Below are 13,834 nucleotides of genomic sequence, written 5' to 3' on the forward strand. Positions count from 1 at the left end.
TGCCTGCGGCAGGCGTGCGGTCAGTCTCCCGCCGCCCGCACCAGAACGTCGTTGCGTTGCCGGATGAGCCGCCGCAGATACGGCACCAGCACGAGTCGTTCGGCCAGCCGGCCGAACACCGGCGATGCGATCGTCAGGACGTCGGTCATGACGGTCTGCCCATCGTGAGTCTCGAATCGGTGCTCGTGGCGGAAGGTGCGGAACGGACCACGCACCTGCTCGTCGACGAAGCGGTGAGGACGATCGAGCGCGGTGATCTCGGATGTCATCCGGAAGCGCCAACCGAAGTGCCGGGCGCTCCAGGTGACGGTCTCGCCCAGACCGATGAGGCCGCTCGTGACGCCGGCAACGGCGCGTTCACCGGAACGTGCCATCGACTCGAGGTGCGCGTCGATGCTGAGCGATTGATCGAACAGTCGCTCGACGGGCACCTGAGCGCGGGTGACGACGGTGAAGCTCGAGACCATGCATTGACTCCTTGTCTCCCTCGCGGTTCGGGCTGCGACCTCGCGTCAGATCGCATCCTCGAGATGCGGCCGGCGGAAGGTGTATCCGGCGGCGTCGAGCACGCCCGGAACGACCCAACGGCTCTTGAGGACGAGCTCCGGTTCGGTACGCAGCACCCACATCGCGGGCTCCAGCATCCATCGCCATGCGGGCAGCCCGATCGGCATGCCGGTCTTGCGGCGCAGCGCGCGCATGAGCGTGCGGTTGTCGGTCGGTTCTGGGCTCGCGAGGTTCACGGCGCCTGTGATCTCCTCATGCTCGGCGAGGAACCTGACGGCTCCGATCACGTCGTCGATGTGTATCCAGCTGAACTTCTGCCGCCCACGCGTCCGGTGCCAGCCGGAACGCGGGGATCCGGTCGGGTGCGACCCGATGCCGCGGTATCGACGGTGAGGGAACCAGGGCGAGTCGATCTGCGGCCCGCCCAGTCCCCACCGCGCGAGGCGACGCAGCATGTCGGGCGCGGGGCCGTCGCCGAACACGATGGCCATTCGCAGCGCCACGCGGCGCGTGCGGGGCAGCTCGTCGCTGAAGAACTCCCGTTCCCATTCCCGCGCGACATCCACGGAGAATCCCTCGCCGAGAGTTCCGGAGGCCTCGTCGTTGGCGCGCTGCTCCTCGTGCCGATAGATCGTGGCCGTGGAGGCGTTCAACCACAGCGGAGGCGGGTTCTCTGCGGCTGCCACGGCGTGGCGGAGGGCCCGCGTGGTCTCGACGCGAGAACGCAGGATCTCGTTCCGATTGACGTCGGTGTACCGGCAGTTCACGGACTTGCCGGCGAGATTGATGAGAAGGTCGGCGCCGTCGATCGCGTCGACGAGCGCCCGCGGATCGTTCCAGCCCACGCGCTCCGTGCGTCCGATGCGTCGCACCACGTAGCCGTCGGCTCGCAGCGCCTCGACGAGCTCGCGCCCCACGAACCCGCTCGCCCCGGCGACGACCGCCACCCGCTCGTCCGTCATGCGCTCCGCCCTCTGCCGACCTTCCGTGCCTCGACCGTACCGTCGCCTCGCGGCCCGGCCTCACCGCTCCCGGGATAATGGAGCGGATGGATCCGTGGGAACTGCGCGAGTGGCATGCCGAGTACCTCGACGCCTGCAACCGCCACGACCTGGACGCCGTCCGCGCGCTGATCGATTCGGACGTGCGTCGTGCGCACCTGCCGAGCGGTCGGGACGCGTGGATCGATGATCTCGCGCATCTGTTCCACGCCTTCCCGGATTGGCAGTGGCGACGCATCCAACTCGTGATCGAGGACGACCGGATCGCCGCACACCTGCGCGGCAGCGGAACCCACACCGGTGTCTACCGCGGAATCTCCGCCACACGTCGTCACGTGAATGTGGCGGAGTTCGCGATGTACCGGGTGGTCGGCGCTCGCATCGTCGAGTTCACCGGAACGGGCGACGCCGAACTGCGGCAGCAGCTCGGCGCATAGCCGCGTCAGTGCGCGGCGTCGTACGCGTCGATGACGGATGCGGCCACGCGCCCGCGCTCGGACACCTGGTGGCCGTTGGCCTTCGCCCACTCGCGGATGGCAGTGAGGTCTCGTGTCGAGGAGGTGGCCCGAGCACGCGGCTTGATGCTCGCGGTCGAGCGGCCGGAGATGCGGCGGGCCGCCGACACATAGGGGGCCATCGCGTCGCGCAGCGCCGCGGCGTTCGTATCCGAGAGGTCGATCTCGTAGGCGATGCCGTCGAGGGAGAAGAGCACGGTCTCGCCCTCGCCCACCTCCAGGACGGAGCCGTCGAGGTCGTCTACGAGCTGGTGGACGATTCTGCGCGCCATGACGTTACCATACAGATCGGCGGCGTCTCACGGCAGCAGCCGCGCCCGGCGCGCCTTCGCCACGGCCGCATGCCGCGTCGTGGCCTCCAGTTTCGACATCGCCGCCGCGAGGTACGACTTGACCGTCGTCTCCTTCAGCGCGAGCTCCTGAGCGATCTGCGCATTGGTCGACCCGAGCGCAGCGCATGCGAGCACGTCCAACTCGCGCGGTGAGAGCTGCACCGACGCCGATGAGGTGGACCGGTCGCCTGCCGCGACGTCCGCGAGGCGGCGTTCGACGGCGGCGAGGCGCTCGCGCAGTGCGGCGTCGCTGACCGTCGCGGAGATCGCACGAAGCTCCGCGAAGCTCTCCCGCACCTGCTCGCGCGCTGCGGCGTCCCACGCGCTCTCAGGGGCGGCATCCTGGGCGCGCTCGACACGGCGCGCGACCTCGTCGCGGATGCGGAGTTCGGATGCGAGGGCGTCGGCGATCTTCAACGCCGGCGCCGCCGTCACGTCATCCACGGCCGTCTGACCCCAGGAGCCGCAGTACAGCACGCCGCGAGTGCGGCCCGCCGCGACGACCGGGACCGCGAAGAGGGTCGCGATGCCTTCGCCGAGGATAGGGCCGTCGTAGTCGTGGGTGATTCCGCGTGCGCTCCGGTAGTCCAGAGCGAGGCGAGGGCGCTTCTCCGTCAGAGCTCTTCCGCCGAGCCCGCGCTGCTCGCGCACGACGAGACCTTCGATGGTCCGGCCGCGCGCTCCGACGATGGAACTGACGTGCACGGAGTGCTCGCGGACGAGTCCGCCGAAGGCGACGGGAAAGCGCGTGCGGGCGACCAGATCGTGGACGGCGCGCGTCATCAACTGCAGATCGCTGGTGGTTCCGGGGGACATAGGTGCTACCTACTTCCGGGGGTGTCGGCCTCGTTGCCGATTTTCGTAGCGTCGACCCTACCATCGCCGCGAAGAGGCGACGACGGCTCGGATGGACACCCCGCATCCGCGGCATGAGGCAAGGAGGCCACATGACTGAATCGCACGACCGCGCTGCCGACGGCGCGGGAATCGACTACATCGAGGTCGAGGAATCACCCCCGTTCCAACGCCTGAAACGAGCGCAGCGCGCGTTCGTCTTCCCCCTCGCGATCGCCTTCCTGCTCTGGTACTTCGCCTACGTGCTGCTCTCGTCCTTCGCTGCGGACTTCATGGCCACGCGCGTCTCGGGAGACATCACCGTGGGTCTGTTGCTCGGGCTCGGCCAGTTCGTCTCGACGTTCGTCATCACGATGGCCTACGTCGCCTACGCCAACCGGCGCCTCGACCCGCAGTCGCGCGCGATCCGTGAGGATCTGGAGCGGCGAGAGGCGGGTGCGCGATGAACGAGGTCTTCGGAGCCATCCACGCAGCTGTGCAGACGGTCGAGAACGATCCCGTCCTGAACATCTCGATCTTCGCGGCGTTCGTCGCCGTGACGCTGTTCATCGTGATCCGCGCGTCACGCAACAACAAGACCGCCGCCGACTATTACGCGGCCGGTCGCTCATTCACCGGGCCGCAGAACGGCTTCGCGATCGCCGGCGACTACCTGTCGGCGGCGTCCTTCCTCGGCATCTGCGGAGCCATCGCGATCAACGGCTACGACGGGTTCCTCTACTCGATCGGGTTCCTGGTGGCATGGCTGGTGGCGCTTCTGCTCGTGGCAGAGCTGATGCGCAACACCGGACGCTTCACGATGGCCGATGTCCTGTCGTTCCGTCTCAAGGAACGACCGGTGCGGATGGCGGCGGCCATCACGACCCTCGCGGTGTGCTTCTTCTATCTGCTCGCGCAGATGGCTGGCGCCGGCGGTCTGGTCTCGTTGCTGCTGGGCATCGGCGACCAGATCGGGCAGTCCATCGTCGTCGCCGTGGTCGGCGTGCTGATGATCGTCTACGTGCTCATCGGCGGGATGAAGGGCACGACCTGGGTGCAGATCGTCAAAGCGTTCCTGCTCATCGGCGGCGCTCTCGTCATGACCGTCTGGGTGCTCGCGATCAACGGGTTCAACCTGAACACGCTGCTCGAGAGCGCTGTCGCCGCCTCGCCGAAGGGTGAAGCGGTGCTCGGCCCGGGCCTCCAGTACGGCAAGAACCCGTGGGACTTCATCTCGCTGGCCCTCGCACTCGTGCTCGGCACGGCGGGTCTGCCGCACGTGCTGATGCGCTTCTATACGGTGCCCACCGCGAAGGAAGCACGGCGTTCGGTGGTCTGGGCGATCTGGTTGATCGGCCTCTTCTATCTCCTCACCCTCGTGCTCGGCTACGGCGCGGGTGCGCTGGTGGGGCCCGAGACCATTGCGGCTGCGCCGGGCGGCGTCAACTCCGCAGCCCCCCTGCTCGCCCTCTACCTGGGTGGTCCCGTTCTGCTCGGGTTCATCTCCGCGGTGGCGTTCGCAACGATCCTTGCGGTCGTCGCCGGCCTCACGATCACGGCGGCCGCATCGTTCGCGCACGACATCTACGCGAGTGTCGTGAAGAAGGGCAATGTGCCCCCGGACGGCGAGGTCAAGGTCGCGCGGCGCACGGTCATCGTCATCGGGGTGCTGGCCATCCTCGGCGGCATCGGCGTACAGGGTCAGAACGTGGCGTTCCTGGTCGCGCTGGCCTTCGCCGTCGCCGCCTCGGCGAACCTGCCCACCATCCTGTTCTCGCTGTTCTGGCGCAGGTTCACGACGCGCGGCGCGGTGTGGAGCATGTACGGCGGGCTCGGGGCGGCGATCGTGCTGATCGTGCTGTCGCCCGTGTTCTGGGGTACGCCCACGAGCGTGTTCAAGGACGTCGGTGTCGCGATCTGGCCGCTCAACAACCCGGGCATCATCTCGATCCCGCTGGGCTTCTTCCTCGGATGGCTGGGGTCGGTGACCTCACGTCGCGCCGAGGATCGCAAGAAGGCCGCCGAGATGGAGGTGCGCTCGCTCACCGGATTCGGGGCCGAGAAGGCGGTCGACCACTAGCGACATCGTCCGGCGGGCGGCCTACACGCCCGCCGGACGATGCGCGGCCTCGAGCTCGAGCAGGTAGCGCTTGTGCTCGGGGCGCCCGCCGTACTCGCCGATCGAGCCGTCGGAGCGGATGACGCGATGCGCGGGGATCACGAGCGAGATGGGCGTGTGGGCGCACGCGGATCCGACGGCGCGATGCGCCCGCGGAGAACCGGCCTCGACCGCGATCTCGCCGTAGCTGGCCGTCTCTCCATACGGGATGCGGGAGACCGCTTCCAATGCGTCGCGGGCGAAGCCGCTGACCAGACTCAGGTCCAGTTCGATGTCGAACGCCGTGCGCGCCCCCTCGAAGTACTCGTCGATCTGGCCGAGCAGCGCATCGGCGTCGTCGTCGATGGGTGCCGGCTCCCGGCCCAGACGCTGCGTCCACGCAGCGAGGGCGGAGCCGAGGGGCGCGGCGAGGAACTCGAAGCCGATGAGGCCGGCGTCGCTCGTCAGAACGAGGGCGTCGCCGAGGGGCGTCGGATGGATGCGGAAGCCGGTCGGGGTCATGTGCTCATCCTTCTCGTGCGCGCACTCCTTCCGCGGGGGAGAGCGTCCGCCCGGCGGACAACGCGCGGGCCGGGTGATCGTGGGGAGGAACGGCCGGTCCGTTCGGCGTGTCGCCAATCCGGCGAAACTCGGCCGTGGTTGAGCCCCGCTCGTCCATCTCACGCCTATGGTGACACGTGTGTGGCGTGGAGAAGGCACCATGATCTCTGGTGCAGACGAGGCGACGAATCCGGTGCGCCCGAGTGATCTCGGCGTCGCGGAGCCCGGTGTCGTCGTCGCGCACGTGGCAGACCCCGAGCGTGCGCGGTTGCGCGCGCAGGCCGCACTGCTCGGCGGGCGCTCGACACTCCTCTTCTATGAAGACTCGCCCGAGCGCGGCATCGACATCAACAAGGCTCATCCGGGGAGCCTCCCGCAGTTCCTGACCGGTCGGTCGACGCTGCTGTCCAACCTGTACCGCGACGAGGTCGCCCTGCGCACCGCGCGGATGGCGGCGGAGCGGATCACCGCCAAGAACGTCGAGTTGCGCACCGCGCGGGGTCTGGAGACCGTCTCGCTCGCTGTGGGCATGGCCTCCTGGCGCATCGGCGGGATCATGTGCACGGCTCCCGTGCTGCTGCGGCCGCTCGCGATCCGTCGCCACCACACCGACTTCGAGCTCAAGCTCCACGGCTCCTTCGTCGTCAACCCGGAACTCGTGCGCGCGTTGGGGACCCACTTCGGCATCCACCTGGACTCGGCAGCCCTCGCCGGTCTCGCTCACGATGGAGCGGTGTTCCGCCCGCAGCCCGTGATCGACCACCTGCGGGCCCTCACGACCCACATCCCGACCTTCACCGTCGTTCCGCGTCTGGTCGTGTCCAACTTCGTTGACGTCGGTTCGGGCATGGCTCGCGATACCGCCGACCTCGACCACCCGGTGCTGAACGCGCTCGCGGGGCATCCCGACGAGCGGGCGCGCCTCTCGGTGCGTCCTGCGCTTCCCCGCGTCACGAGCCCCGACGAGCGGACCCCTGCCGCCGACACGCTTCTGCTCGATGCGGATGAGGAGCAGGAGGCCGTGCTGGCGCGCATCGCGGCCGGTCATTCGCTCGCGGTGCACACTCTGCCCGGCACGGGAGGCACGCAGACCGTCATCAATGCGATCGGCGCCCTCGTGCAGAGCGGCCGTCGCGTGCTCGTGGTCAGCGCTCGCCGCTCGACCCTCGACGGCGTCCGCCATCGCCTCGCCGGCATCGGCCTCGATGCGCTCGCCGTCACGCCGCGACACCTGCACCGGGATCTGATCCGCGCGATCGGACGCAATGAGAAGGCGCAGCCGCCGAAGGTCGCGGAGATCGACGACGCACTGTTGCGCCTGCGCACGGTGCTGCGCGACTACCGCGGCGCGCTCACCGCCTCGCACCCCAGCCTCGGAACCTCGGCCCTGCAGGTCGTGCGCCGGCTGACCGAGCTGAGCGCCCTGTCGCCGGCTCCGTCGACCACCGCCCGGTTCGACATCGCCACCCTTGAGGCACTGCGGGATGCCCGGCCGCAGGCGGCGGCGAAGCTCGTGACCGCCGCGAAGCTGGGGGAGTTCCGCTTCGGTCCCGACGACTCGCCCTGGTACGGCGTGAGCTTCGACACCACCGAATCGGCGCGCGCTGCCCACGCGCTCGCGGGAAAGCTGAGCGGCCGCGAGGTTCCGAGCCTGCTCGAGCGCGGCTACGAGCTGATCGCGCAGACACGGATGCGGCCCTTCCGCACGATCGATGAGCTCGGCGACTATCTGCGTCTGCTGCAGGGCATCCGCGAGACCCTCGACAAGTTCACTCCGAGCGTGTTCGAGCGTCCTCTCGTCGAGCTCATCCAGGCGCACGCGCCCAAGCGTGATTCCGCCGACATGTCGAGCGCCAACCGTCGTCGGCTCAAGCGCCTGTCGCGCGAGTACGTGCGCCCCGGCGTGCACGTCGGCGACATGTACGAGTCGCTCGTGCGCATCCAGCAGCAGCGCGCCGATTGGCAGCGACTGGTGGATGCGGGCGTCGTGCCCGAGGTGCCGGTCGGTCTCGCCGACGTCCACGTCGCCTGGCAGCGCGTGCACGCGCAGCTCGGCGAGCTCGACCAGATCCTGCGGCGTCGTGAGTCGAGCCGCCTGGCCTCGCTCCCGGTGGCTCAGCTCATGCGCGTGCTGGCTGGGCTCGCCGCTGAGTCGGCGTACTTCGAGAACCTCGTCGAGCGTGCCACGCTGCGCACCGAGCTCGACCGCATGGGCCTCGCGCCCCTGCTCACCGAACTTTCGGTGCGCCACGCGCCCGAGGACCAGGTCGCGGCCGAGCTCGAGTTCGCGTGGTGGCAGTCCGCCCTCGAGCATCTGCTGCGCACCGACCGTGCGCTCCTCGGCGCGAACACCGCGGTGCTGGACCGTCTCGAACGCGACTTCCGGCTCGTGGACGAAGCGCATGCCGCCGCATCCGGGCCCGTCCTCGCGGCGCAGCTCGCGACGCAGTGGAAGATCGGCCTGGTCGACCACGCTGACGAGGCCGCCGCTCTCAAGCAGGCGCTGAAGGGCGGCGTCTCCGCCCCTGAGCAGCTCGTGCGGGCGGCGCCGACGCTCATGCGCACGCTCGCGCCGGTGTGGCTCGCCTCGCCCTACGAGGTGCCCGAGATCCCCGACCACCCGCCGTTCGACGTGGTGATCATCGCGGATGCGGCCGCCCTCTGTCTCGCGGAGGCGGCGCCCGCCCTGCGCCGCGCCCGCCAGGTGGTGCTCTTCGGCGACCCCGTCACCCAGAAGCCGACGCCCTTCGCCGTCGGCGCGGGCGAGCGCGCGGTCGCGGACGAGTTCGACGAGCCCTTCGACGAGGTCTCGGTCTTCGAGCGGATGGCGGAGCTGCTCGACGTCGCCACGCTCACCCGCAGCTACCGCGCCGGCGGCGAGGACCTCGCGCAACTCGTGAACGACGCGTTCTACGGCGGAGAGCTCGTCTCACTGCCCTGGGCAGGTGCCTACCTCGGACGGGGGAGCCTTAGCGTCGACTACGTCGAGGGTGGAACCGGCACGCCGGACCCCATCTCGGGCGCCGTCGAGAGCCCCGATGCCGAGGTCGCGCGCGTCGTGACGCTCGTGACCGAGCACGCGGTCAACCGTTCCGGTGAGAGCCTCATGGTCGTCACGGCCAGTAGACGCCACGCCGAGCGCATCCGTGCGGCCGTCGATGTCGCCTTCGCGGGCCGCGCCGACGTCGCGGACTTCGTCTCGCGCGAGACGGCCGAGCCGTTCGCCGTCCTGACGCTCGAGGAGTCGGTCGCGGAGAGTCGAGACCGGGTCGTCTTCTCGCTCGGGTTCGGGCTGACCAAGCACGGCCGCGTCCTCAGCGACTTCGGCGACCTCTCCACGGCGGACGGAGAGCGACTGCTCACGGTCGGAATGACCCGTGCGCGTCGCTCGATGGTGATCGTCTCCTCCATCCGCCCCAGCGCTTTCGAGGACGGCAGGCTCGAGCACGGCGCCGCGACGCTCATGAGCATCCTGGGTGGAGTGGCGGCACGAGCGCGTGAGACGCGTCTCGAGGATCTCGCCGACCCGTTGACCAGGGCCCTCGCCCGTGAGCTGCGTGCCAAGGGCATCAAGGTCGATCTCGACTACCGCGGGCTGCTGCCCTTGGTGGCGGGTCATGACGGCAAGGCCGTGGTGGTCGAGAGCGACCCGGAGACACGTCCCGAGTCCCTGCGCGAGTCGCTGCGTCTGCGCCCGCAGATCCTGCGACGGCTGGGGTGGCACTACCTGCGCGTGCACGCCTTCGATCTCTACAGCGACCCCGCGGCGGTCGCGGCGCGCGTCGCGACGCTGCTGGGCGTCGAGGCGGGGGCATCGCCGCAGGCGAGCACGCAGCCCATCGATGTCGCCGAGTGACGACCGCCAGCGCGTCGTCCGCGTGACGGGAGCGCGGCGCGCTCGGCTGACACCGGCGCCCGGCGCGGTCGAGGAGCCGGAGAGCAGAGACGACGACGCCGCATCCGCTGCGTCCGAGGCGGGCCCGAACGACGAGCGGATGCGGCGCGAGGTCCCGCCGCACTACTGAGGCGTCAGGGCCGGGTCTTGTTCTGCTGCTCGAGCAGGTCGCGGATCTGCACCAGCAGCTCCTGCTCGGTGGGAGCCGGCGCAGCTTCGGGCTCGCGGACACCGGCGCGTGCGGCCTGACGCGCCTTCCACAGGTTCATCGGCATGACGAACGCGAAGTACACGACGACCGCGACGGCGAAGAAGCTCACGATCGCCGTGATCAGCCCGCCGATCGGGAACGTGACCGTGCCGCCGTAGATGTCGGGCACGGGGATGCCGGGAACGCCGTTCTCGTCGGCCTTCCAGAAGATCTCGATGAGCGGCGTGATGATCGACGCGACGATTGCGTTGACCACCGCCGTGAACGCCGCACCGATGACGACTGCGACCGCGAGGTCGATCACATTGCCGCGGAGGATGAACTCCTTGAAACCCTTGATCATCGAATCTCTCCTCAGGTCGTCGGCGTCGGGCCGGTCAGGACGCCGCGGGGGCGGCGGGGGCAGTGGGAGCGGTGGCTCCCGTGCTCGATGATGCCCCGGACGAGCCGGAGTCTCCACCCGACGTGCCGGTCGCGCTCGAGCCGGACGCACCGGCACGCGAGTCCGTGCGGTAGAAGCCGGAGCCGTTGAACGTGACGCCGATCGAGCCGTACTCCTTGCGCAGCACACCGCCGCACGAGGGGCACTCGGTCAGTGCAGGGTCGGAGAAGGACTGGACGGTGTCGAAGCGGTGTCCGCAGGTCTTGCAGGCATAGGCGTAGGTGGGCATGGTGCCTCCGGGGTCAGGCGCTCAGCGGGCGCGCAGCGTCAGGGTGCGGGTGGGGGTGACGACGCCGTCGACGGGCTGGTCGTGCACATCCGTCGGGACGTCGTCGAGGATCTCGGAGTCGTAGACCACTGCGTACACCGGCGGGCACTTCTGCATCGAGCCGATGGTCTTGTCGAAGTAACCGCGACCCCATCCCAATCGCATCCCGCGGCGGTCGACGGCGGCGGCGGGCACGATCATCAGGTCGACGTCGTTGACGGCGATGGGGCCGAGCAGCTCTCCGACAGGTTCGGGCAGACCGAACAGGCCCTCCGCGATCTCGCCATCCTCGGTGGCGACGGCCCAGTCGAGCAGGCCGTCCACCCGCGTCACGGGCAGGAGAACCCGGATGCCGCGACGCACGGCCTCGCGCACGAACTCACGCGTATCGGGTTCAGTGTTGGTCGACAGGAAGCAGGAGAGCGACCTCACATGGTGCGCCGTCGTCAGGGCGTCGAGCTGCTGGTGGACTCCCGTGCCCGCGCTCTCCCGCGCGGCGGCCGACAGGGTCTGTCGCCGTTCCCGCAGATCGGCGCGGAGTGCGCGCTTGACGTCGTCCACTGCATTGCGATCGTCACCGTCTGACATGCACATGATTCTAAGGACCGCAACCGGGGAAGGCGTGCCGATAGGATCGCGGCATGAGTCACAAGCCCTTCAAGGCCGTCATTCCCGCCGCGGGTCTGGGAACACGATTCCTCCCCGCCACGAAGGCGATGCCGAAGGAGATGCTGCCCGTCGTCGACAAGCCGGCCATTCAGTACGTCGTCGAAGAGGCGGTCGAAGCGGGCATCCAGGACGTGCTCATCATCATCGGTCGCAACAAGAACAACATCGCGAATCACTTCGACGCGATGCCCGAGCTGGAGCAGAAGCTGCGGGAGAAGGGCGACACCGGCAAGCTCGCGAAGGTGGAGCACTCGTCCGACCTCGCCGACGTGCACATGGTCCGCCAGGGCGAGCCGAAGGGGCTCGGGCACGCGGTGCTGCGTGCTCAGGCCCACGTCGGAGACCACCCCTTCGCGGTGCTGCTGGGAGACGACCTGATCGACGAACGCGACCCGCTGCTGTCGAAGATGCTCTCCGAGTACGACAAGCGCGGTGCGGCGGTGATCGCCCTCATGGAGGTCGACCCGGAGAACATCCACCTGTACGGTGTCGCGGCGGTCGAGGAGACCGATGAGGACGGTGTCGTGAAGGTGACGGGCCTCGTCGAGAAGCCCAAGAAGGAGGATGCGCCCTCCAACCTCGCCATCATCGGCCGGTACGTCCTCGGTCCTGACGTGTTCGAGGTGCTCGAGCACACCGAACCCGGCAAGGGCGGGGAGATCCAGCTCACCGACGCGCTGCAGGAGCTCGCCACGGATCCCGAGCGCGGCGTCTACGGCGTGGTCTTCCGCGGCCGGCGCTACGACACGGGAGACAAACTCGACTACATCAAGGCGATCGTCCAGCTCGCCAGCGATCGCGACGACCTCGGCCCGGACCTGCGGCCGTGGCTGAAGGACTTCGTCGCCGGACTCTGAACCGGGGAGGTTCGAGATGGACCTTTCGGCACCGCGCGAGCACGGGCGGGTCGGCATCCGTCTGATCCGTGCGCGCGACGCGCGCGTGTTGCAGGATCATCTGATGTCGAACCGCGCATGGTTGCGCCCGTGGGAGGCGACGAGCCCGGACGGCGCCGTTCTGCTCGACATGAAGATCGGCATCCGCCGGCTTTTGCAGCAGTACCGCGATGGTGCGGGCGTCCCACTGGTCATGGAGTACGACGGGCGGGTCGCAGGCCAGCTGAACGTGTGGGGAATCGCTCGCGGGTCGCTCGCCTCGGCCACCATCGGATACTGGGTGGCCCGCGAATACGCCGGCCGCGACATCACGCCGACATCGGTGGCACTCGCGACCGATCTCTGCTTCACCGAGCTGCGGCTGCACCGGATGGAGATCTGCATCCGGCCGGAGAACGACGCGAGTCTGCGGGTCGTGCAGAAGCTCGGCTTCCGCTACGAGGGTCTGCGCCGGCGGTACATCCACATCGACGGAGACTGGCGCGATCACTACGCCTTCGCGCTCACGAGTGAAGAGGTGCCCGAGGGGGTGCTGGCTCGCTGGGTCGCCGGTCGCGCGCCCGCCGACGCCGCGACCGTGCCGGAGCGCGACCGCATCGGTCGCCCCGACTGACGCCGACACGCCGACGCTTGCCCGGTTCGCCGCGGTGCGTCGCCTACCGTTGACGGCATGGGCGGACAGGTGTTGGGCGGAGGAGTGATCTTCCTCGTCGCTGTGACGCTGTGGCTGCTCTACCTCCTGCCCTCCTGGCACAGCCGGCACCAGTACAACGCCGCCGAGCGCAATGCGGTTCGCCTCAATCAGGCCCTGCGGGTTCTCGCTGAGACCAGCGAGACGCCCGAGGAGGTGCGGCTGGAGCTGACGGCACGCACCGCATCCGCTCAGCAGAAGCTCGCCCGTCAGACGCTCGCCGAGCGTGAGCGGGCACAGCTCGAAATCGCGCGCCAGGAGCTCGCGGCCGCCAAGCAGGAGGCCCGTGCGGTGCGTGACCGTCCCGAGGTGCGCATGGCGCGGGCTCGCAGGCGCGCGCGATTGACGGCCACCGTCCTGGCGCTCCTCTCGCTCGGAGGGGCGGGGCTGGGCGTCTGGATGCAGCTGACCGCGGCGAGCACCACGTTGCTGTGGGCATCGGGTGCGGTCTTCGTGATCTCCGTGCTGATGCTGCAGCAGATGTCGCGTGTGGCGCGTCGGGCCGCTCGCCGGGTCGCTCCCGCGCCGCAGATCACCGTAGAGGCTCGTCAGGCGGATGTGCAGGATGTCGCTCTGCCGACTCCGGCAGTTCCCGCCACGTGGGAGCCGCGTTCGCTTCCGCGTCCGTTGGCAGCCACCTCCGGGTCACGGGCCTCTCTCGTGCAGGATGCGGCGGACGCGCGTGCGGCGCTTCGCCGTGCCGCCGTCGAGGAAGCCAAGCGCGAGCGCGCGGAGCAGGCAGCGCCGCCCTCGATCGACACCGCGCGGGTCGCGAAGGCGCCCGAGGAGTCTCCCTTCGCGCGGATGGGCTACGTCGACGACGCGGAGATCGAAGACCACGTTCGGCGCCTGCTCTCGACGGGTCGCGCGGCGGGTTGACGCGGTTCGTTCGCCTCTTCGGGCCGTGATAGGCT

16 protein-coding genes are annotated in these 13,834 nt (G+C 69.3%); 8 read left to right on the plus strand and 8 right to left on the minus strand.

The features are described from left to right. Positions 1-20 precede the first annotated feature (20 nt). Complete coding sequence (locus LXM64_RS05230) at positions 21-467, minus strand: SRPBCC family protein (protein WP_234074920.1); 447 nt, start codon at positions 465-467, stop codon at positions 21-23. Between the two features lie 45 nt (positions 468-512). After that, on the minus strand, positions 513-1,469 hold the full coding sequence (locus LXM64_RS05235; RefSeq protein WP_234074921.1) for an epimerase: 957 nt from the start codon (positions 1,467-1,469) through the stop codon (positions 513-515). An 86-nt stretch (positions 1,470-1,555) separates the two neighbouring features. On the opposite strand from LXM64_RS05235, the gene LXM64_RS05240 reads away from it, so the two are divergent. Further along, positions 1,556-1,945 carry an ester cyclase gene (locus LXM64_RS05240; protein WP_234074922.1) on the plus strand — a complete coding sequence of 130 codons (390 nt, stop codon included), beginning with the start codon at positions 1,556-1,558 and terminating at the stop codon, positions 1,943-1,945. 5 nt (positions 1,946-1,950) lie between these two features. On the opposite strand, the gene LXM64_RS05245 is transcribed toward LXM64_RS05240, so the two are convergent. Together LXM64_RS05245 and LXM64_RS05250 are read right to left on the minus strand one after the other, a co-directional pair. Next, positions 1,951-2,295: a histone-like nucleoid-structuring protein Lsr2 gene (locus LXM64_RS05245; RefSeq protein ID WP_234074923.1), complete on the minus strand. Its 345-nt coding sequence runs from the start codon at positions 2,293-2,295 to the stop codon at positions 1,951-1,953. Positions 2,296-2,322: 27 nt separating this feature from the next. Next, positions 2,323-3,171, minus strand: a complete 849-nt coding sequence (locus LXM64_RS05250) for a LuxR C-terminal-related transcriptional regulator (RefSeq protein ID WP_234074924.1) — start codon at positions 3,169-3,171, stop codon at positions 2,323-2,325. A 131-nt stretch (positions 3,172-3,302) separates the two neighbouring features. Between LXM64_RS05250 and LXM64_RS05255 the strand changes: the two genes are divergently transcribed. After that, positions 3,303-3,656 (plus strand): DUF485 domain-containing protein, encoded by a 354-nt coding sequence (locus tag LXM64_RS05255; protein WP_234074925.1) that lies wholly within the window; start codon positions 3,303-3,305, stop codon positions 3,654-3,656. Further along, entirely contained in the window at positions 3,653-5,269 is a 1,617-nt protein-coding gene (locus LXM64_RS05260) for a cation acetate symporter (protein WP_137417608.1), read from the plus strand. Before LXM64_RS05255 ends, LXM64_RS05260 begins: the two co-directional genes overlap by 4 nt. Before the next feature lie 21 nt (positions 5,270-5,290). Here LXM64_RS05260 and LXM64_RS05265 read toward each other — a convergent pair whose 3' ends face one another. Further along, a complete protein-coding gene (locus LXM64_RS05265) occupies positions 5,291-5,809 on the minus strand; it encodes a methylated-DNA--[protein]-cysteine S-methyltransferase (RefSeq protein WP_234074926.1) in 519 nt (172 codons plus the stop codon). A gap of 199 nt (positions 5,810-6,008) precedes the next feature. Here LXM64_RS05265 and LXM64_RS05270 point away from each other — a divergent pair, with 199 nt between their 5' ends. Both LXM64_RS05270 and LXM64_RS05275 read left to right on the plus strand, forming a co-directional pair. Beyond that, complete coding sequence (locus LXM64_RS05270; protein ID WP_234074927.1) at positions 6,009-9,704, plus strand: AAA family ATPase; 3,696 nt, start codon at positions 6,009-6,011, stop codon at positions 9,702-9,704. After that, positions 9,691-9,873: a hypothetical protein gene (locus LXM64_RS05275; protein ID WP_137417605.1), complete on the plus strand. Its 183-nt coding sequence runs from the start codon at positions 9,691-9,693 to the stop codon at positions 9,871-9,873. Before LXM64_RS05270 ends, LXM64_RS05275 begins: the two co-directional genes overlap by 14 nt. 4 nt (positions 9,874-9,877) lie before the next feature. On the opposite strand, the gene mscL is transcribed toward LXM64_RS05275, so the two are convergent. Genes mscL through LXM64_RS05290 form a run of 3 tightly spaced genes read right to left on the minus strand, consistent with a single transcriptional unit; the run spans position 9,878 to position 11,252 of the window. Beyond that, positions 9,878-10,297 (minus strand): large conductance mechanosensitive channel protein MscL, encoded by a 420-nt coding sequence (mscL, locus tag LXM64_RS05280; protein WP_234074928.1) that lies wholly within the window; start codon positions 10,295-10,297, stop codon positions 9,878-9,880. Positions 10,298-10,331: 34 nt separating this feature from the next. Further along, complete coding sequence (locus tag LXM64_RS05285; RefSeq protein ID WP_234074929.1) at positions 10,332-10,625, minus strand: FmdB family zinc ribbon protein; 294 nt, start codon at positions 10,623-10,625, stop codon at positions 10,332-10,334. Positions 10,626-10,646: 21 nt separating this feature from the next. Continuing rightward, positions 10,647-11,252: a 5-formyltetrahydrofolate cyclo-ligase gene (locus tag LXM64_RS05290; protein ID WP_234074930.1), complete on the minus strand. Its 606-nt coding sequence runs from the start codon at positions 11,250-11,252 to the stop codon at positions 10,647-10,649. A 53-nt stretch (positions 11,253-11,305) separates the two neighbouring features. Between LXM64_RS05290 and galU the strand changes: the two genes are divergently transcribed. From galU to LXM64_RS05305, 3 genes are read left to right on the plus strand one after another with little or no spacing between them, the layout of a single operon-like run. Beyond that, positions 11,306-12,190 (plus strand): UTP--glucose-1-phosphate uridylyltransferase GalU, encoded by an 885-nt coding sequence (galU, locus tag LXM64_RS05295; RefSeq protein ID WP_234074931.1) that lies wholly within the window; start codon positions 11,306-11,308, stop codon positions 12,188-12,190. Between the two features lie 16 nt (positions 12,191-12,206). Continuing rightward, on the plus strand, positions 12,207-12,842 hold the full coding sequence (locus LXM64_RS05300) for a GNAT family N-acetyltransferase (RefSeq protein WP_234074932.1): 636 nt from the start codon (positions 12,207-12,209) through the stop codon (positions 12,840-12,842). Between the two features lie 57 nt (positions 12,843-12,899). Beyond that, positions 12,900-13,799, plus strand: coding sequence for a large exoprotein (locus tag LXM64_RS05305; RefSeq protein ID WP_234074933.1), 900 nt, complete (start codon positions 12,900-12,902; stop codon positions 13,797-13,799). Positions 13,800-13,834 lie beyond the last annotated feature (35 nt).

Source organism: Microbacterium binotii (assembly GCF_021398715.1).
Classification (GTDB): Bacteria; Actinomycetota; Actinomycetes; order Actinomycetales; family Microbacteriaceae; genus Microbacterium; species Microbacterium binotii_A.